Annotated in this window: 17 protein-coding genes, 1 tRNA gene and 1 pseudogene; 15 read left to right on the forward strand and 4 right to left on the reverse strand. The window is 63.1% G+C overall.

All coding sequences use genetic code 11. From position 1 onward, the window contains the following. Nucleotides 1–56 precede the first annotated feature (56 nt). The 10 genes and pseudogenes from ACSQ8R_RS06305 (at nt 57) to ACSQ8R_RS06350 (ending at nt 10,622) form a co-directional block, all read left to right on the forward strand. On the forward strand, nt 57–947 hold the full coding sequence (locus tag ACSQ8R_RS06305; protein WP_436252569.1) for a carbohydrate ABC transporter permease: 891 nt from the start codon (nt 57–59) through the stop codon (nt 945–947). A 3-nt stretch (nt 948–950) separates the two neighbouring features. Further along, nucleotides 951–1,868, forward strand: coding sequence for an ABC transporter permease subunit (locus tag ACSQ8R_RS06310; RefSeq protein ID WP_436252570.1), 918 nt, complete (start codon nt 951–953; stop codon nt 1,866–1,868). 2 nt (nt 1,869–1,870) lie between these two features. Further along, the gene (locus tag ACSQ8R_RS06315; RefSeq protein ID WP_436252571.1) at nt 1,871–2,977 is read left to right on the forward strand and encodes an ABC transporter ATP-binding protein; all 1,107 of its coding nucleotides are present in this window, start codon (nt 1,871–1,873) and stop codon (nt 2,975–2,977) included. 38 nt (nt 2,978–3,015) lie between these two features. Further along, a complete protein-coding gene (locus ACSQ8R_RS06320) occupies nt 3,016–3,843 on the forward strand; it encodes a glycerophosphodiester phosphodiesterase family protein (RefSeq protein ID WP_436252572.1) in 828 nt (275 codons plus the stop codon). Next, a pseudogene (locus ACSQ8R_RS06325) lies at nt 3,840–4,663 on the forward strand (inositol monophosphatase family protein). The gene ACSQ8R_RS06320 and the pseudogene ACSQ8R_RS06325 overlap by 4 nt, the downstream one beginning before the upstream one ends. 212 nt (nt 4,664–4,875) lie before the next feature. Beyond that, entirely contained in the window at nt 4,876–5,907 is a 1,032-nt protein-coding gene (locus ACSQ8R_RS06330; RefSeq protein ID WP_436252573.1) for an ABC transporter ATP-binding protein, read from the forward strand. Further along, nucleotides 5,904–6,971, forward strand: a complete 1,068-nt coding sequence (locus ACSQ8R_RS06335) for an ABC transporter ATP-binding protein (RefSeq protein WP_436252574.1) — start codon at nt 5,904–5,906, stop codon at nt 6,969–6,971. The genes ACSQ8R_RS06330 and ACSQ8R_RS06335 overlap by 4 nt, the downstream gene beginning before the upstream one ends. A 39-nt stretch (nt 6,972–7,010) precedes the next feature. Beyond that, nucleotides 7,011–8,576 (forward strand): ABC transporter substrate-binding protein, encoded by a 1,566-nt coding sequence (locus tag ACSQ8R_RS06340; RefSeq protein ID WP_436252575.1) that lies wholly within the window; start codon nt 7,011–7,013, stop codon nt 8,574–8,576. Nucleotides 8,577–8,754: 178 nt separating this feature from the next. Then, nucleotides 8,755–9,714, forward strand: coding sequence for an ABC transporter permease (locus ACSQ8R_RS06345; protein ID WP_436252576.1), 960 nt, complete (start codon nt 8,755–8,757; stop codon nt 9,712–9,714). Then, on the forward strand, nt 9,711–10,622 hold the full coding sequence (locus ACSQ8R_RS06350; protein ID WP_436252577.1) for an ABC transporter permease: 912 nt from the start codon (nt 9,711–9,713) through the stop codon (nt 10,620–10,622). Before ACSQ8R_RS06345 ends, ACSQ8R_RS06350 begins: the two co-directional genes overlap by 4 nt. A gap of 196 nt (nt 10,623–10,818) precedes the next feature. Here the strand turns inward: ACSQ8R_RS06350 and ACSQ8R_RS06355 are convergent, their stop codons facing one another. Next, nucleotides 10,819–12,408: an ABC transporter substrate-binding protein gene (locus ACSQ8R_RS06355; RefSeq protein ID WP_436252578.1), complete on the reverse strand. Its 1,590-nt coding sequence runs from the start codon at nt 12,406–12,408 to the stop codon at nt 10,819–10,821. Between the two features lie 329 nt (nt 12,409–12,737). On the opposite strand from ACSQ8R_RS06355, the gene ACSQ8R_RS06360 reads away from it, so the two are divergent. Genes ACSQ8R_RS06360 through ACSQ8R_RS06370 form a run of 3 tightly spaced genes read left to right on the forward strand, consistent with a single transcriptional unit; the run spans nt 12,738 to nt 16,582 of the window. Then, nucleotides 12,738–14,366 carry a GMC family oxidoreductase gene (locus tag ACSQ8R_RS06360; protein ID WP_436252579.1) on the forward strand — a complete coding sequence of 543 codons (1,629 nt, stop codon included), beginning with the start codon at nt 12,738–12,740 and terminating at the stop codon, nt 14,364–14,366. A gap of 54 nt (nt 14,367–14,420) precedes the next feature. After that, nucleotides 14,421–15,473 (forward strand): amidohydrolase family protein, encoded by a 1,053-nt coding sequence (locus tag ACSQ8R_RS06365; protein WP_436252580.1) that lies wholly within the window; start codon nt 14,421–14,423, stop codon nt 15,471–15,473. A 5-nt stretch (nt 15,474–15,478) separates the two neighbouring features. Continuing rightward, the gene (locus tag ACSQ8R_RS06370; RefSeq protein ID WP_436252581.1) at nt 15,479–16,582 is read left to right on the forward strand and encodes an amidohydrolase family protein; all 1,104 of its coding nucleotides are present in this window, start codon (nt 15,479–15,481) and stop codon (nt 16,580–16,582) included. A gap of 137 nt (nt 16,583–16,719) precedes the next feature. Here ACSQ8R_RS06370 and ACSQ8R_RS06375 read toward each other — a convergent pair. Next, nucleotides 16,720–16,794: transfer RNA gene (locus tag ACSQ8R_RS06375), tRNA-Asn, on the reverse strand. 192 nt (nt 16,795–16,986) lie between these two features. Between ACSQ8R_RS06375 and ACSQ8R_RS06380 the strand changes: the two genes are divergently transcribed. After that, a complete protein-coding gene (locus ACSQ8R_RS06380) occupies nt 16,987–17,241 on the forward strand; it encodes a hypothetical protein (RefSeq protein WP_436255394.1) in 255 nt (84 codons plus the stop codon). 10 nt (nt 17,242–17,251) lie between these two features. On the opposite strand, the gene ACSQ8R_RS06385 is transcribed toward ACSQ8R_RS06380, so the two are convergent. Continuing rightward, nucleotides 17,252–17,893, reverse strand: coding sequence for an exopolysaccharide biosynthesis protein (locus tag ACSQ8R_RS06385; protein ID WP_436252582.1), 642 nt, complete (start codon nt 17,891–17,893; stop codon nt 17,252–17,254). Nucleotides 17,894–18,306: 413 nt separating this feature from the next. On the opposite strand from ACSQ8R_RS06385, the gene ACSQ8R_RS06390 reads away from it, so the two are divergent. Further along, entirely contained in the window at nt 18,307–18,591 is a 285-nt protein-coding gene (locus ACSQ8R_RS06390) for a hypothetical protein (protein ID WP_436252583.1), read from the forward strand. A gap of 310 nt (nt 18,592–18,901) precedes the next feature. Here ACSQ8R_RS06390 and ACSQ8R_RS06395 read toward each other — a convergent pair whose 3' ends face one another. After that, nucleotides 18,902–19,162 carry a DUF982 domain-containing protein gene (locus ACSQ8R_RS06395; RefSeq protein WP_436252584.1) on the reverse strand — a complete coding sequence of 87 codons (261 nt, stop codon included), beginning with the start codon at nt 19,160–19,162 and terminating at the stop codon, nt 18,902–18,904. Nucleotides 19,163–19,166 lie beyond the last annotated feature (4 nt).

The raw sequence follows: 19,166 nt of genomic DNA on the forward strand, positions 1-19,166 counted from the left end.
GGCGCGGGCGGGACACAAGTCCTGTCCGTGCCGCTCCCTCACTGCGGGCTTTTCCCATGACCTCCGAATCCACTCTCTTCAGCAATCGCTGGCTGCCGGTCCTTTTGCTCGCGCCGCTTCTGCTTCTGACCGTCCTGTTCTTCTACGTGCCGATCTTCCAGGCCTTCTACTGGTCCTTCTTCCTCGAGCAGCCGTTCGGCGGCGGTTCGATATTCGTCGGCTTCGACAATTTCGCCCGGGTTCTTTCCGACCGGGAATTCTGGCAGGCTGGCTGGCGCACCATTATCTTCATGGTGACAGCATCCGCGCTCGCCGTGCTGATCCCGCTGATATTAGCCGTCGCCGCCGACAGGAAGATCCGCCTGTCGCTGCCGGCCCGCAACGTGCTGGTCTGGCCGAAAGGCGTGGCGGGCGCCTCGATCGGTGTCGTGTTCGCCTTCGTCTTCAATCCGTTCGTCGGCATCCTGGCGCCGCTCAACAAGGCATTTCCGGGCATCTGGGCGCCTGGCATTGACGGCACGGATGCCTTCATCACCCTGATCGCCGCGCATGTCTGGGGCGGCATCCCGTTCAATTTCGTCATCCTCCTGGCCGGGCTGCAATCGATCCCCCGCACCATGCATCAGGCGGCGGCGATGGACGGGGCAGGACCCTGGCGGCGGATTTTTGACGTGCAGCTGCCGCTGATCATGCCGCAGCTCTTCCTGACTTTGGTGCTGGAATTCACCGAAAGCGTCACCTCGGCCTTCGCGCTGATCGATACGATCACCCATGGCGGTCCGGGCGGCGCGACCACGCTGCTCGTCTACAAGATCTACAAGGACGGCTTCAGCGGCTACGATCTTTCCGGCGCCTCCACCCAGACGGCGATCCTGATGGTCTTCGTCATACTTCTCACCGCCGCCCAGTTCGTCTTCCTCGGCCGGCGCATCAACTACGAGCGCTGACAGATGATCGAGAACGCACGCTCCCTCAACATCGTCGCGAGCCTGATCCTGCTCGTTGGCATGATCTACATTCTCGGGCCTCTCTACCTGACGCTCGCGACGGCAACCCAATCCTACGAATTCCTGCTGCGCAACGGGCTTGCCTGGTATCCCGGCGACCAGTTCCTCAACAACGTGGCACGCATCTTCACCGAGACGCGCATCCCGATCCAGATGGTCAACAGCCTTGCCGTCGCATTCAGCCTGGCGATCGCCACCTGTATCCTGTCTTTCCTGTCGGCCTATGCGATCGTCTATTTCCGCATCCGCTGGGCGGGTGTCGCTTTCGCACTGATCCTCGCGACGATCATGCTGCCGGTCGATATCCGCGTCATCACCACCTATCAGGTGGCGTCGAACATATTTTCGCCGATCAATGCACTGCTCGACATCACCGGCCTCAACGGACTGATCGCCAAGGCTTTCGGGGCGCCGGTGCAGCTCGAATTGAGCGTGCTGAACACCCATTTCGGCCTGGTGGCGCCGCTGGTCGCCCATGGCACCGGCACGTTCCTGTTCCGCCAGTTCTTTCTCACTCTGCCGAAAGACCTGTTCAAGGCCGCCCGGATGGACGGGGCAGGCCCTGTGCGCTTCATGTTCGATATCCTGCTGCCTTTGTCGCGCACCAGTTTTGCAGCACTTTTCGTGCTGACCTTCCTGAGCGGCTGGACCCAGTATCTCTGGCCGCTCGTCGCCTCCTCGACGCCCGACATGCAGACCGCCGTCGTCGGCCTGGCGCGGCTGCTGCCGGATTCCGACGGCGAGGTCCCCGACTTTCCGATGATCATGGCAGGCGCCGTGATCGTTTCCCTCGTGCCCCTCCTGATGATCGCGCTCTTGCAGCGGTATCTGGTGCAGGGCCTCGTGCTTTCGGAGAAATGACGATGAACGCCATCGATACAGCCATCCGCGCCGCCGCCGCGAGCATCACGGTACAGGGCCTGACCAAGGCTTACGATCCCCAGACGGTGGTCATCCCGCCGATGGATGTCGAGCTCAAGGCCGGCGAATTCACCGTCGTGCTCGGCCCCTCCGGCTGCGGCAAGTCCACGCTTCTGCAGATGATCGCCGGGCTCGAACGGGTGAGCAGCGGCAAGATCCTGATCGGCACCCGCGAGGTTCAGGACCTCGAACCGAAACACCGCGGCTGCGCCATGGTGTTCCAGAACTATGCGCTTTATCCGCATATGACGGTGTTCGAGAACATGGCCTACAGCCTCAAGGTCTCCGGCACGCCGAAGGCGGAGCGGGCCGAGCGGGTCGCTGCGGTCGCCAGGATGCTCGGCCTTGCCGACTATCTGCACCGCAAGCCGGGACAGCTTTCCGGCGGCCAGCGCCAGCGTGTTGCGATCGGCCGAGCAATCGTCCGCGAACCGGCCGTTCTGCTGTTCGACGAGCCGCTCTCCAATCTCGATGCGCAGCTTCGCCACGACATGCGCGTCGAACTCGCCGACCTGCATCGCCGCATCGGCGCCACCACCGTCTTCGTCACCCACGATCAGGTTGAGGCGATGACGCTCGCCGACCGTATCCTCATCCTCAATAAGGGCCGCATCGAGCAATTCGATACGCCGAAGGCGATCTACCACCATCCGGCCTCGGTTTTCGTTGCGAAATTCATCGGTGCCCCGCCGATGAACATCCTGGCCGTGACCGGCGACGGGTCGGCACTGCGGCTTGCCGACGGGCAGGTGGTGGCGAACGCCCCGCTGACCGGCGCCTACCAGCTCGGCATCCGACCCGAGGATATCGTCGTCGATGGCAAGGCGAATGGCCATGCGGTCAGGGCGGCACTCCGGTTCCGCGAGGACCTCGGTTCCCATTCGGTACTGGCCGCCGATCTCGGCGGTTCGATCGTCCGTATTGCCACGCCTTTCGGTGCTGATATCGCCGACCGGCTCGAACTCGACCTGAACTTCCCGACCTCGCGACTGCATCTCTTCGATGCAGTGACGGGCCGGGTCATACCCGGTGCCTTCTGCGCCCAATGAAAGCCCGGCGCCACAGGCGCCCTATGAAAGAAACCCACATGAACTACAAAGACTTCATCGCCGATCCCGCACGTAGCTGCGCCGTCGTTGCCCATCGCGGTGCTTGGCACGACGCCCCGGAAAACAGCCTGGCGGCCATCGAGAACGCGATCGCGCTCGGCTGCGAGATCGTCGAACTCGACGTGCGCAAGAGCGCCGACGGCGAGCTTTTCCTGATGCATGACGATACGCTCGAACGTATGGCCGGCATCGACCGCGACGCCGAGAGCATGACCATGGCCGAACTTCAGGCGATCAGGCTGCGCGAGAGCGATGGCGGCGAAGGCCGCGCTGCAAGCGACCAGCCCATCCCGACGCTGAGGCAGGCGCTGGAAGTCATCCGCGGCCGTATCTTCGCCGATCTGGATTTGAAGGATCGCGGCCTTTTCTCCGAAGTCGCCGCCTGCGCCCGAGAAATGGGCGCCCATGCCGGCGTCGATCTCAAGACCAAGGTCCACGGTCTGGCGGATGTCCACTGGGTGCGCGACCAGAACATCGACGGCGTGCCGTTCATGGGCATGGCGCGCTTCACCGCGGAAAACATCGGCGACTCGCTTGCTGTCCTTGCCAACCTCTCGCCCTTCATGTGCGAGATCCGCTTCGACAGCCTCGAAACGATCGCGCATCACCGCGAGGCTTTCGCGAGAGCCCGCATGGCGCTGTGGGTCAACACCCTCGATCAGCCCGGCAGTGGCGAATGGACGGACAGTGCGGCTCTTGCCAACCCCGATCTGATCTGGGGCCGGTTGATCGATGCGGGTATCAGCGTCATCCAGACCGACCAGCCCGCCGCACTGAAATCCTACATAAAGGCCCGCCAGCCATGACGATCATTTCCGAGGCCGTCCTCTCGCTCCTGATGGAGGATATGCGCCAGGCGGGGGAGGCGGAGGTCCTGCCCCGTTTCCTCGGCGTAACGGCGGATGGCATCCGCGCCAAGACCGCCCCCGACGACATCGTCACCGATGCCGATCTGGGGGCCGAACGCCGGCTTTCCGCAGCACTTTCGGCGCATTTTCCAGACGCGCTGATCGTCGGCGAGGAGGCGGTCTCCGCCGATCCGGCACTGCTCGACCGCCTTGCGGATGCCGAACTCGCGGCCATCATCGATCCCGTCGATGGTACCTGGAATTTCGCCCATGGGGTGCCGCTGTTCGGCATGATCGTGGCGATCGTTTCCGGGGGAAAGACCGTCGCCGGGTTGATCCACTATCCGCTGACCGGCGATTTTCTCGCGGCTCGTCCGGGCGAGGGCGCCTGGCATATCGCCCGCGATGGCGCCCGCACCCGCCTAAGCGTTGCCGCCGCTGTCCCGGTCGCCGAAATGAGCGGCTTCGTGCCGCTGCACATGTTCTCTCCGCAAGAGCAGGCGGCCTTCGCGCCGCGGGTCCTGCGGTTCGGCCGCACCACGACGTGGCGATGCTCCGCCTTCGAATACCGGATGGTGGCGACCGGGGCGATGGGCTTCTTGCTGAATGCGGACATGAAGCCCTGGGACCATGCGCCGGCGAACTGATCCATCGCGAAGCCGGCGGCCATAGCGGTCTCCTGAGCGGCGAGGCCTATCGGCCCGAAATGGCGCAAGGGCGGCTGCTGCTTGCGCCCGATGCGGCGAGCTGGGAGGCGATCCGGGAAAGCCTGGGGTGAAAACCAGGCTTTCGGAGGACAACGATTTTCATTCTGGCTTTCGCCATCGTGACGTGTAATGTATACACGACTAGGCTCTCGGGAGGAGTCTGCATCGCGTATCAGGATCCCTGATGGGGTTTTCGGCGCGGTGGGGAAAATGCGATAGCAGCCGCCGGCATGTCACCTGTTGATCATGCGGGCAGCGGGTCTATAGGGAGGAGCAAGGCCGGATGCAGCAGCTTGCCGAGACCACGACGGCCGGTCAGGACACGCTTCTGGATATCCAGAACCTGACATTGTCACTGCGCGACCAATCAGGCTGGGTCGAAGTCCTCAACAATGTTTCCTTTTCGGTAAAGCCGAAGGAAATTCTCGGCGTCGTCGGCGAAAGTGGCTGCGGCAAGTCGATGACCGCCCTCTCGATCCTGCGCCTCCTGCCGCCGCGCGATTCGCGCCTTGGCGGCAGGATCATGTTCGGCGGGCAAGACCTCGCGTCTTGTTCCGAATCGCAGATGAATCGTATTCGCGGCCGGCACATCAGCATGATTTTCCAGGAGCCGATGAGCGCCCTCGATCCGGTGTTTACCGTGGGTTACCAGATCGAAGAGACGCTTCGGCGGCATTTCAAGATCGATCGCAAGGAAGCCGCGGAGCGCGCCGTCGCGGCGCTCGATTCGGTCGGCATCGCATCGCCCCGCCACGTTGCCACGCTTTATCCGATGAACCTTTCCGGCGGCATGCGCCAGCGGGTGATGATCGCCATGGCGCTGGTCTGCGAGCCGCGCCTGCTGATCGCCGACGAGCCGACCACGGCGTTGGATGTGACGATCCAGGCGCAGATCATGGACCTGCTCCTGGGCCTTGCCGACCGCACCGGTACGGCCATCATGTTCATCACCCACAATCTCGGACTAGTGGCGCAGAGCTGCCATCGGATGGTGACGATGTATGCAGGGCAGGTCGTGGAAGGTGGCCCGGTGAGGGACGTCATTGCCGGCCCCCGCCATCCCTATACGGCCGGACTTCTGCATTCTATCCCCGACAGCAACCGCGCGCGTGGCACGCTGCCCTCGATCGCCGGCCGTGTTCCGTCCCTGCGTCACATGCCGAAGGGCTGTCGCTTCGCGCCGCGCTGTTCCTATTCCATGCAGCCCTGCGAACTGCCCCAGAGCATAGAGAACGAGGGCATCGAGGACGTCGATCGCCGGGAAGTGCGTTGCAACCGTTGGGAAGAACTCGAATTGAGGGGGGTAGGAGCATGAGTGCCGGCGCTGCTTCGGATCAGACCGCGCTCAAGGTCGATAACCTGCATGTCAGCTTCGGCAATCCCCGGCGCGGCTCGCTGATCCGGGCCGTCGACGGTGTCAGCTTCAGCGTCCGCAAGGGCGAGATCTTTGGCGTGATCGGCGAGTCCGGTTCCGGCAAGTCGACGCTCGGGCGCTGTCTCGTCGGTCTGCTCAGTCCAAGCGGCGGCGGCGTGCTGCATGGCGAAGTCGATCCGTTCAAATTTTCCCGCCGCGAACTCAACCGTCACCGGCGCAAGTACCAGATCGTCTCGCAGGATCCGAATGCCGCCTTCGACCCGCGCATGACCATCCTTCAGAGCATCTGCGAGCCCCTGAACATCGCCGGCGAGGGCACGAAGGCCGAACGGCGCGAAAAGGCTTTCGCGATGCTCGACCGGGTGTCGCTGTCGCCGGAAATGGCCAACCGCTATCCGCACGAGATTTCCGGCGGCCAGAAGCAGCGCGCCAATATCGCCCGGGCGCTGATGCTCGACCCGAACGTGATCGTCTGCGACGAGGTGGTGGCGGCGCTCGACGTGTCGATCCAGGCCGACATGCTCAATCTCTTCGCCCGGTTGCAGGAACAGTTCGGCCTCACCTACGTCTTCATCAGCCACGATCTACGAGTGGTCAGCCATATCAGCGACCGCGTGGCGGTGATGTATTTCGGCAAGATCGTCGAGTTCGGCCCCGCCCACGCCGTGATCGAAACGCCGCTGCATCCCTATACGGAGGCGTTGCGTTCGGCCGAACCGGAGATCAACCCGGCGGCAGCCGATGCCCGGCAGAGAATCATCCTGCAGGGGGAGATACCGAGCGCGATCGCGCCGCCGAGCGGTTGCCGCTTTCATACGCGCTGTCCGCGGGTGCGCGACGTCTGTCGCACGCAGGAACCCCAGCAGCGGGAATTGCTGCCCGGGCGGCATGTCGCATGCCACTTCGCCGAGGAGATGCTTGGCGAAAAGGATAGGAGGGGTCTTGGTCCTGCCGGGGGGCACGGCGGGGACCATGTCGCACCTGCGACGAATGCACTGACATAGGGGCCGAATAAGGCCGGTCATGATCAAGGAGGAGAAGACGTGACCATAAATCCATTTGCAAAGATACCGGATCTCACCCGTCGCTCGCTGCTGGCCGGAACGGTCGCCGCGGGCGGCCTGGCCCTGTTGCCGGCAATGGCGCGGGCTCAGGCCCCCCAGCCGAGATCCGGCGGAACGCTGAGGGCCGTGATGCCGTTCAACCCGGCGGCGCTCGACCCGTTGACGGGCCGCAACAATCCCGATTTCAACGCCCTTCTCCTGATGTTCGACGCCCTGATCGGCTTCGATCCGCAGACGCTCGAACTGCAGCCGATGCTGGCGACCTCGTGGAAATTCACCGACCCCACCACGCTGGTTCTCGAACTGCGCCAGGGCGTCGAGTTCCATGACGGCACCCCGTTCAATGCCGAAGCGGTGGTCTTCCACCTGCAGCGCTGCAGCACCTACGATCGCTCGAACGTGAAATCGGATCTTGCTGTCGTCGACAAGGTCGAGGCGACCGGCCCCTATCAGGTCTCGATCAAGTTGAAATATCCGGACGCCACCCTGCCTGCGATCCTCACCGACCGCGCCGGCCTCATCGTGTCGCCCGCCTCGGTCAAGGCTGCCGCGGGTGGCAATGTCGATCGCGCGCCGGTCGGCACCGGGCCGTTCAAATTCGTGGAATGGCAGGACAACACGCTGATCAAGGTGGTGAAGAACGCCAACTATTGGGGTGACAAGCCCTATCTCGACGGCGTCGACATGCGCATCGTCAACGAGTTCAACACGGCTGTCCGCACGGTGACCGCCGGCGAAGCCGATATCGTCCTCAACATGAGCGCGCAGCAGATGGCCGTCGCCAAGCGCGACCCGAAACTGGTCGCCGAAGCGACGCCGTCGATGATCTACTACACGGCCTTCCTGAACTACGGTGAGGGGCCGTTGAAAGACGTTCGCGTTCGGCAGGCCATGAACTGGGCGCTCGACCGTCCGGTCCTCAACCAGGTCCTCTGGGGCGGCCTTGGCGGCGGGCATTGCAGCATGTTCCCGTCGGGCTTCTGGGCCAACGATCCCGCGACCGAGAACTTCTACAAGCTGGACCTCGACCGCGCCAAGTCGCTCCTGAAAGAGGCAGGTTTCGCCAACGGCATCGAGATCTCCACCTTCACCTGGGCCGACCAGGCGGCGGTGCAGCGCCAGGAAGTCCTCAGCGCCCAGCTTGCGGAGGCCGGCATCCGGCTGAAGGTCACGCCGGCGCAGCCGGCCCAGACGATGCAGTACTTCCTCACCGAGAAAAAGGGTCACATGCTGATGACCCCGACCGGTGGCCTTCCGGATCCGGCAACCGCCTATGACCGTCAGTTCTCGGCGACTGCCTATCGCAACGCGGCGAAGATCGAGCTGCCGGGTTATCGCGAGCTGATGGATGCGTCGATGAACACGTTCGACAACGCCAAGCGCAAGGACGTTCTCCACAAGATGCAGCGTTTCGTGCTGGAGAACGCGCTGCACCTGCCGCAGTTCTCGTCCGCCGGCATCATCATTCGCACGCCGAAGGTGCACGGCTTCAACTTCAGCCTGCTGCAGCGCCCGCGCTTCCACAAGGTGTGGATGGAGGCCTGAGGCGCAAGCGATGCGATTGCCCGATGCGACCGGCGCGTCGGGGATCGCCCGGAAACCGGAGCGGGGCGGGTCGCCCGTCTCTCTCCCACCGCATCGGACGACAGCGCTTCCGCGCATCCGGTGTTCCTGCGCAGGCCATTGATTTGGCCGGCGTCAATTGCGGATTGACGGAGTATCAATGATGTACGGCGTCCCCGGGATGGTTGCGCAAAGGCTCATGCAGCTCGTGCCCGTGATGATCGTGGCCACGTTCGTGGTGTTTTCGCTCGTCTACATGATGCCCGGCGACCCGGCCATGATGATCGCGGGCGACTATGCGACGGCGGAACGGATCGCGGAAATCCGTCATATCTACGGATTCGACCGGCCGATGCTAGTGCAGTATTTCTTCTGGCTGGGAAATGCCGTGCAGGGCGATCTCGGCCATTCGCTGTTTTCGAACGAATCGGTCCTGCGGCTGATCCTCTCGCGCCTGCCGCATACGATCCTGCTGGTGCTTTATTCGCTGGTTCTCGGCGCCGCGCTCGGCATTCCGCTCGGCATCCTCGCCGCCACGCGCCAGGGCACCACGCTCGACAAGATCATCACCAGCGTCGCCTCGCTTGGTGTCGCGGTTCCCAATTTCTGGCTCGGCATCATTCTGGTGACGCTGTTCTCGCTCGGTTATCGCTGGTTCCCGGCGACGGGCGCCGTATCCGTCTTCGAAAAGCCGCTCGAGGCCCTTTATTACGCGACCCTTCCGGCGATAGCGCTCTCGACCGGTGTTGTGGCGGTTCTGGCGAGGCAGGTGCGCAGCGCGCTGCTCGAGGTTCTGGGTTCGCAATATATCCGCACGCTGCGCGCCAAGGGGCTCAGCTCGGGCGCCATCCTGTGGAAGCACGGGCTTCGCAACGTGGCGGCGACGATGCTGACGATTGCCGGCCTGCAGGTGAACCGGCTGTTCTCCAGCGCCGTCATCATCGAGGCCGTGTTCGCCATCCCCGGTGTCGGCAACCTCATCAGCTATTCGGCGCTCAACAAGGATTTCCCGGTCGTGCAGGGCGTCGCGCTCGTGCTGGTACTGGTGGTGATCCTCACCAATCTTCTGGTCGACGTGCTCAACGCGACTTTCGACCCCAGAGTGGCAGCCTCCACATGACCGATACGAACATGACCGCAATGACCCAGACCGCTGCCGCGCCGATTACCCGGCAGACCCTGCCGCCTCCCGCCCGCTTCCGTTTCTGGGCCTGGTTATGGGCCGACAAGCGCGCGCTGATCAGCCTTGCCTACCTCTCCGTTCTGGTTCTGGCGGCGATCTTCGCGCCGGTGATCGCGCCCTATGCGCCCAACAAGCAGAACCTGATGGACCTTCTGGCGCCGCCGAGCGGCGCGCATTGGCTCGGCACCGACGACCTTGGCCGCGATACGCTGAGCCGGCTGATATACGGCTCCTACAACGCGCTTTATGCCGCAAGCCTTGCCGTCGGCATCGGCGTGGCGATCGGCGTGCCGCTCGGCGTCTTCATCGGTTTTGTCGGCGGCTGGATCGACCAGGTCGGCAGCCGCATCATTGACGGGGTGCTGGCCTTTCCGCCGCTCGTGCTTGCGGTCGCCGTCACCGGCGCGCTCGGCATCGGCCTCACCAATGCGATGATCGCCGTCGGCTTCGCCTTCGCCCCGGTGCTTGCCCGCACGATGCGGGCGCAGACGCTGGTGGTGAAGAATGCGCTCTATGTCGAGGCCGCAACCGGTTTTGGCGCCTCGCGCCTGCATCTGATCCTGCGCCATATCCTGCCCAATGCGATCCAGCCCGTCATCGTCGAGGTGACCCTGATGCTGGCCGTGGCGCTTCTGGCGGAAGCCGGCTTGAGCTTCCTGTCGCTCGGCGTCCAGCCGCCCGAGTCGAGCTGGGGCGGCATGCTGGCGCGCGCCTATCATTATGTCGAGGTCGCCCCCGAGCAGATGTATGCGCCCGGTTTCGCCATCCTGTTCACGGCGCTTGCCTTCAACACGCTCGGCGAGTCGATCCGCGTGCTCCTGGATCCAACCATCAAGCGCCGGTAGTCACTTTTTTGCAGCCTGAAACTACCCGGCCGACCATCGGGCTCAGATTGTCGGCAAAACCTCTTCCTTCATGCTCGGACTTTTCCCGAGCATCTACCTTGAGAAGTTGGGTGACGGATGCAGATCCTCGGCACAAGGCCGAGGATGATGGTTTGAGGTTTCGGCCGGGCTGTTTCATTTGGCGCCGGTCTGCGGATCACGCGGTCTGGTCGAGCCAGACCCGGTGGAACCGCGGTGAGTGCAGCCGGTCGTACTTGAAGTCCCTGACCTTCTTGTTACGGATCGACATGGCGGCCGAAGTTACCAGCGGCAGGTGCAGCGCCTGTTCCACCACGAAGCGCTGAAGGGCGGCAAACGCCTTCTTGCGTTCGCCGGCATCAGCCGAGGTGCCGGTCGCGGTGAGCAGCTTGCGGAACTGCGGATCCTCCATCTTGCCGGCGTTGAACTGGCCGGTCGCGCCGAACAGCCGCTCATAGGTCTGGCTCGGATCGAGCCAGCCGCCCTGCGGATTGAGGATCATCGCGCCCTGACCCTCGATGTAGAAGCGTTGATTGACCACCTGCGGAGGCGAAGGGGTGACCTTGAGGCGGATGCCGACCTGTTCGAGCTGGTTGCCGACCAGTTCCATGCGCTGCATCGATGTCTGGTCCGGCCAGCTCCATGTCTCGACTTCCAGGCCTTTCGGATGCCCGGCCTCGGCCAGCAGCCTGCGCGCCTTGTCTGGATCATGCTTGTAGAACTGCGCCGTATCGGCATCCACCGCCCAGAAATCCTTTGGGAACATGGTGGACGTCGGCTCGCCCAGGCCAAGCATCAGGACCTGGTTCAGTTCGTCGCGGTTGATGGCGTAGTTCATCGCCTGCCGAACCCGGATGTCGTTGAGCGGCGGCTTGGCGAAATTCATCATCAGGGTGAAGAAGATCATCGAAGGATTGGCTTCGGCCGTGAGATCCTGCACGCGGCGGGCGGTGGCGATCTGCTGCGCGGCCATGTTGAGCGCAAGGTCGGTTTCGCCGGCCGTCACCGTGCGAGCCGCCGTGTTCAGCTCGTTGATGATGCGGAAATTGATGCCGTCGAGATAGGGAAGGCCCGCCTGCCAGTAGTTCGGGTTCTTCTCGACGCGGATCAGGTCGTTGTCGCGCCACTCGGCGAACTTGAACGGCCCGGTGCCGACCGGGTTGCGATCGACATTGCCGTCGGCCGCCGCCTTGATGGAGGCGGGCGAGACGATGCAGCCGACCCGGCCGGTAAGGATGGTCGGCAGCGAATAGTTCGGCTGCTTGAGCTTGAGCGTCACCTGGCTTGGACCGGTGACCGCCACCGACGCGACCGAAACCAGGTCCGATTTCACGTTGGAGCGCGGGTCGCTGATGAAGCGGTCGAGGTTGAACTTCACGGCCTCGGCGTTGAAAGGCGTGCCGTCATGGAATTTCACACCATCGACGAGGTTGAGCACCAGCGTCGTCGGATCGCTGAAGGTCCAGTCCCTGGCGAGCATCGGCTTCAGCTCGAGCGTTGCCGGATCGAAGGCGATCAGCGCGTCGAACAGCGCGTAGAGCGCGTTGAAATCCGGCACGTTGCGCCCGGTCATCGGGTCGAGGGCGGCAGGATTGAACGGCATGGCGATGCGCAAGGTGCCGCCCGGTTTGGGCGTCGATGCCTGAGCGGATACCTGTCCGGGCAACAGCATCGCGCCTCCCAGCACCGCACCCGACGCCAGAAGCGTTCTTCGGCTGATCCTGCCGTTATGGATGATGGACGGCGCGCCGTCCTTCGTCTTGCTCATCTTTGGGCTCCTCCCCAATGAAACGGATTGATGAAACAAACTCCTGCCGGCAGGGCTGGTGATGCATACATTGAACCCGCAATTCGGCTTCCTCCTCCCGAATTGCAGCAACCTGCCGTGGGGAAAACCTATAGCAGGAGGAAGCCGATGTATACTTTTGCATTCGGTTTTTACAGCAAATGACTTCCTTCCCACCGGACCATGTGCCATGGTTGTATGGGAGGCTGCGATGGCGCGGCCGCTGTGTCCTTTGCTCTTTCGGTGCCTGGTCCGGCACCGCAACCGCGAGGCAGGCGGCGGTGCCGGTTGCGGAAAGTGGAGGAGAGACCATGGGTGCGTTCCAGCATTCCCGTACATACGATTACGTCATCGTGGGCGGCGGTACGGCAGGCTGCGTTCTGGCCAACCGGCTATCGGCGGACCCGACGGTCGAGGTGCTGATGATCGAGGGCGGCGGCGAGGGGCGGGGCTTCTACGTCGACATGCCGCTCGGTCTCGCCTATCTCATCGGCAGGCCCCAATATGACTGGCTCTACAAGGGTGAGCCCGAACCCTATCTCAACGGCCGCCAGCTGGCGCTGCCGCGGGGAAAAATGCTCGGGGGCAGTTCCGCCATCAACGGCCTCATCTATGTGCGCGGCCATGCCTACGATTACGACCAATGGGCGCAGCTCGGCAATCGCGGCTGGTCCTGGGAAAGCGTGCTGCCCTATTTCAAGCGTTCCGAAACGTTCCATCGTGACGATTCAGAGGCTCACGGCACGCAGGGCGAATGGGCGGTTTCCGATCCCAATGTGCGCTGGGAAGCCCTGGAGGCCTATCGCCGGGCGGCGATAGAGCAGGGTATTCCGGCTGCTGACGACTACAATTGCGGCGACAATGAAGGCGTCGCCTTCTTCGTCGCCACCATCAGGAAAGGCGTACGCCATTCCACCGCCCGCGCATTTCTCGATCCGGTCCGCAACCGCAGCAACCTGACCGTCGTCACGGGCGCACTGGTCGATCGCATTACCTTCGAGGGCAGGCGGGCCAGCGGTGTCATGTTCAGCCTCGACGGCCAGGCCAAAGAGGCGAGGGCCGGGCGCGAGGTCATTCTGTCGGCCGGAGCCTATAGCTCGCCGGCCATTCTCGAACGCTCCGGCGTCGGCGCGCCGGAGGCGCTTGCATCTGCCGGAATAGAGGTTCTTCACGCATTGCCGGGTGTCGGCGAAAACCTGCAGGACCACTGGCACATCAGGGTACAGCACCGTCTTCACAACACGCACACGCTGAATACTCGCGCCGGCACGCGGCTTGGCCGGATGTTGCTGGGCATGCAGTATCTTGCGACCAAACGGGGGCCGCTCGGCGGTTCGCCGACGCTATTGGGCGCCTTCCTCAAGACCACGCCGGATGCGCCGGCTCCGGAAATCCAGATCCACGTCTCCGGGTCCACCTCGCCGAGTTTCGGCGGCGCCATGCATCCGTTTCCGGGCATCACCTCGTCGGCCTGCATCCTCAGGCCGGAAAGCCGCGGCCATTGCCATGTCGCGGGGAGCGACCCTTCGGCCCAGCCGCGCATCCTGCATAATTTCCTGAAAGAGGAAGCGGACCGGGAGATCCTGATACGGTCGATCGAGGCCGTGCGGAGGATCGCCGCCAGCCCGGCCATGGCGCGTTTCGAGCCGGAGGAAATTGCGCCGACGGCAGCCGTGCAGTCCCATGACGACATGCTCGACTACGCGCGCGCCACTCTCAACACCACGTTCCACCCCGTCGGCACCTGCAAGATGGGCCGCGACCGGATGGCGGTGGTCGATGACCGGCTGAGGGTGCACGGCCTTGCCGGCCTGCGCGTCGTCGATGCCTCGATCATGCCAACCATCGTTTCCGGCAATACCCAGGCCCCGACCGTGATGATCGCGGAAAAGGCGGCGGACTTTATCCGCGAGGAAAAGATGGGAGCGCAGGCGGCATGAGCCGGGCTCAGGAAAGCAGCACAGATGTCAACGATGAGCGAGACGCAGACAAAAATGGCTAGATTCGAAACCGCCGGGGCAATCGATTGCGACGTCCACCCGCCGACACCGCGTCGCGCCGACCTCATTCCCTATCTCGACGACTACTGGCAGGAGATCGTCACCTCCCGCGAAGTCGATGTGCTGGAGCTGATGGGATACCCTGAGCGAACGCGTCCCTACATGCGGCCCGACTGGACGTGGAGTGGCGATCCGCTCGCGCAGATGCAGCAGAACCTGCTCGACCCGCTCGGCCTCGAAGGCGCCATCCTCAACGTGGTTTCAGGCGCTCACGCCCTGTTCGATCCTTACCTGGCGGCGGCCATATGCCGTGCCACCAACGACTGGCTCGCCGACAGGTGGCTGAGCCGCGACAGCCGGCTCAGGGCGTCGATGCTGGTGCCGTTCCAGAACGTCGAGGCCGCGGTCGAGGAGATCGAGCGCCGGGCCGACGACAAGCGTTTCGTGCAGGTCCTGACGCTCGCCATGACCGAGCTGCCGCTCGGCCGCCGCACCTATTGGCCGATCTACGAGGCGGCCGAGAAACATGGCCTGCCGATCGGCATCCACGCCGGATCGAATTTCCGCCACGCGCCGAGCCACAGCGGCTTCCATTCCTTCCTGATCGAGGACCATGTGGTGCAGCCGCAGGGTTTCTCCACTCAGGTCGCGAGCCTGATTTCCGAGGGCGTCTTCGTCAAATACCCGAAGCTGAGGGCTGTCATGATCGAATCCGGCGTTACCTGGATGCCGGCGCTGATGTGGCGCATGAGCAAGGACTGGCGCGGCACCCGCATCGAGGTGCCCTGGGTGAAGGACGCGCCGGCCGACATCATCCGCCGGCACATCCGCATGACCTCGCAGCCTTTCGATGGCCCGGACGACGTCGAGGATGTCGCCAAAACGCTCGACCACCTGCTCAGCGATGATATGCTGCTGTTCTCCTCGGACTATCCGCACTGGCATTTCGAAGGGCTGGACGTGCTGCCCGAAGGCCTGCCGGAAGCCAGGGTGAACAAGATCCTTCGCGACAACGTTCTCGCCACCTATCCGAGATTTGGAGGCTGATCCCCATGGAAACCCCGGTACTCGAACGCAGCTCCGAAAAAGCCCAGATGCAGGGCGTGGTGGATTGCGACGTGCATCCGTCCTTCTCAAGGCCGGACCAGTTGCTCGACTATCTCCCCGAACGCTGGAAAAAACATGTGAAGGACTATGCCGTGCGCACGGCAAACCCCTTGCTCGGCACGCTGCCCTATCCGCGCATGACGCCGGGCAACGGCATGCGCCGCGATTCCTGGCCGCCGAACGGCGGTCCGCCGGCATCCGACCTTGCCTTCCTGCAGGAGCAGCTGCTCGACCAGTGCAATATCGACTACGGCATCCTTCAGCCGCTCGCCGCCGGCAGCGTCGCCTTCAACCAGGAGCTCGGTGCGGCCCTTTGTGCGGCCCTCAACGACTGGCAGATCGACAAGTTTGCCGGACCTGAGCCGCGCCTGAAAGCGTCCATCTGCGTACCCCAGGAAGACGCAAGGGAATCGGTTGCCGAGATCGACCGGCGCTTTACCGACGGCCGCTTCGTGCAGATCGCCATGCCGCCGCGCACGCTGGAGCCCTGCGGGCGCCGCCGCTACTGGCCGATCTACGAGGCGGCCGAGCATTACGGCCTGCCGATCGGGCTGCATACCAGCGCCTTCGGCTATCGGGGGAACACGCCGTCCGGCTGGAGCTCGTTTTATCTGGAGGAGCACTACGCGGCCTCCAACAGCCTCCAGACCGTGCTATCGAGCATGATCCTCGAAGGCGTGTTCGAACAGTTCCCGAAGCTGAAGATCGTACTGGTCGAAGGCGGCTTCTCCTGGCTGCCGTCGCTCGTCTGGCGCCTCGACCGCGAATGGAAGCGCATGCGTGACGAGGTTCCGCATGTGAAGCGCAAGCCGTCGGAATATGTGCGCGAGAATTTCTGGTACACGACCCAGCCGATCGAGGAGCCGGAGAACAACCGCCACCTTCTCGACATCCTGCGCTGGATCGGCACCGACCGGCTGATGTTCTCGACCGACTACCCGCATTGGGATTTCGACGATCCGCGCTTCGCCTTCAAGGTGCCGCTGACGCCGGCGGAGCGCTCCGCCATTTTCCGTGACAATGCGGTGGACTTGTTTGGCCTGAAATGAGCACGACGCCGACTTCTCTATCGACATCATGAAACGGATCTCGCCGCCCGGGCTGCGGGCGGCACCGTGAAAGATAAGCGGAGGTTTTTAGCCCTGAAACGACAAAAGCGCGCCAAAAAGCGCGCTTTTGTTGAAATTGGCTCCCCGGGCCGGATTCGAACCGGCGACCTGTCGATTAACAGTCGAATGCTCTACCGCTGAGCTACCAGGGATCATCCGCGATGGGCTGCGGCGTGTGCGGCGGGTAATACAAATGCTTTTCGCTTTTGCCAAGCGGTTTTTGCAAAAAAATCCAACTTGTTTGTTTTATCCCCGGTAAAGCCCTATTTCCGGGCAAAGCTTACGTCTTTAACCGGCGAGGATAATCGAGAGTGGCAGGCGAACGGAAACCGAAGCGATTTGGAATGGACCCGCAGAGCGGCAAGCTGGCGGTCGGCAGCGCACAGATTCCCATGCCACGCTCGCGGATCGGCCGGGTCGTCGTCGGTCTCGGCCTGATTTCCGGCGGTGTGCTCGGCTTCCTGCCTATCCTTGGCTTCTGGATGCTGCCGCTGGGCTTCCTGGTGCTCTCGCACGATCTGCCCTTCGTGCGGCGTCAGCGGCGCCGTGTGGCGCTCTGGTGGGCAAGGCGGCGGGCATCCAAGACCGGGCAGCGGTGAGGTCGCCCGATCAGGCGAACATCGACGCGATACCCTGGCCGGCGCTAAATGCCAGGTAGGCAAGCACGGCGAAATAGATCACGGTCACGACGTTGAAGAGGTAGCCGCCGAGCACGACCAGCCCGTCGCGCTGGATCATGCCGGTCGATAGAAGCAGGATTGCGATCGCCGGCAGCGTATTGGAGAAGGGCACCAGACCCAGCGGAAACATCAGGAGCACGCCGCCGACCGTAATCGCCAGGCCGTTCACCCGGTTGACGAGCCGCCCGGTGGTCAAGGGAGAGATGCGCGGCTTCAGGAACCGGTCCAGCCGCGAGACGATGCTGACGCCTTTTTCCAGCGCCGGCAGCAGTTTCTTGGTATCGAGCTCACGGTCGAGGATTTTCTTCGGTAGCCACGGCAGGCGGTTTGCGGTGATCGCCAGACTGATCAGGATGATCGCCGCCCCGAACACGGTGCTGACGCCGGGGATGGACACGGGCAGGAGGAAGGGCAGGGAGGCGACGGCGCAGATGAGCAGCAGGCCCTGTTCGCCGACCGCGTCCATCAACTGGCGCAACGTTACCGACTGACCCGTGATGCCGGCTATAAGCTGGCGCAGCGTGCCGCTCAGCGAAGTTGAGGTGTCGTCGAATTCGATGCCTGCGCTCACTCTTCGTTTCTCCATTCCGCTTCAAACCGGCGGCATGGATAGCAACAAACCGTGTTCTCGCAAAGGCGCGAGTCTCAACCCTGCCGGAAACGTGAACGCCCGGCGTCTCACGGAAAATCAGGAGGCCTGCGTCGTCCCGCTATCGGGACTGTGCCCAATAGTCGTACGCTCCGCAGGCCAGCACGATCGCAAGGATCGCCAGTACCACCGGATTGAGCGTGGTGATGAATTCCAGATACTGCATTACGGTCTCCTCCTACCGCATGTTCGCTGCCCGATGCTCCCCCACCCGGCAACGACAGTATTTTAGCATAGTCGCCGGACTATCGCCACTTGAGTGTTGCGGCAGAGACTCTGGCGCATCTCACCCCGAATCACTAGGATTGCTCCCGGGATTGAAGACGAGGGTGAACATGGGTCTGAGAGTGATCGAAGGCGGGCTTGCGGCCTGCGTGGCGAAGCCTGCCGATCTGGCTGAGGGCGACATGCCGAGCCGCGACGACGTTCTTCGCGAGGCCGAGCGGAGGATCCGCTCGACCGGGTACGAGACCTGGCGCAATCGCGAAACACTGACCGGCATGCCGGTGCCGAGCGAAATCCGTTATCTGGCCATGCAGATCGGTTTCGTGGCCGAAGCCATCGCCAGGTTGGCCGACATTCCAGCGGATTATCGTTCCGACCTCTACTGGCCGGCATAAGCGCCGCCGTGCGATAGGCGGGCCTAAAACAGGGTCATGAAAAGATGCCCTACATACAGAATGCTGGAAAGCGAACCAACGGTTGCGCACGCCGCTACGGCGTCAGAAACACTGAGTTTCATCTTGAATCATCGCCGTCATGGCGATCCTTCTAACGAGGACAAAAGACGACAACATCGCCGTCGCCCACTGGTTTAGGGAAAATCCCTTAACGAACGTCCTGGTAAGAAAGCTTAATGAGTCCTTTCCGGAGGTGGCCGAGGGTTGAGGCTCCGCCTCATGGCGGGACCCGCTCCACATTGGATCGAAGTCAGTTCAGCATCTTCGCTTCGATACTGGCAAGAACGAAGGTTTCCCGCACATTTTCCAGGGGGAGCTTGCGCTGCAGGCAGGCGGCGCATTCCTTCAGGGCCCTGATGTAATAGGTACCTTCGCGCACCGGCCAGCGCCAGTTGAGGTATTCCAGGGCTTCTTTTGGCCCGCGAATCGTCTCGGGGAAACCATAGCCTATGCGTACTCTAACCGGAGAACTCCACACGGCATCATCTGTTTCGGTTACGCTACTCGTCATGTCC

The sequence above is a fragment of the Neorhizobium sp. LjRoot104 genome, assembly GCF_964253725.1.
Lineage (GTDB): Bacteria > Pseudomonadota > Alphaproteobacteria > Rhizobiales > Rhizobiaceae > Neorhizobium.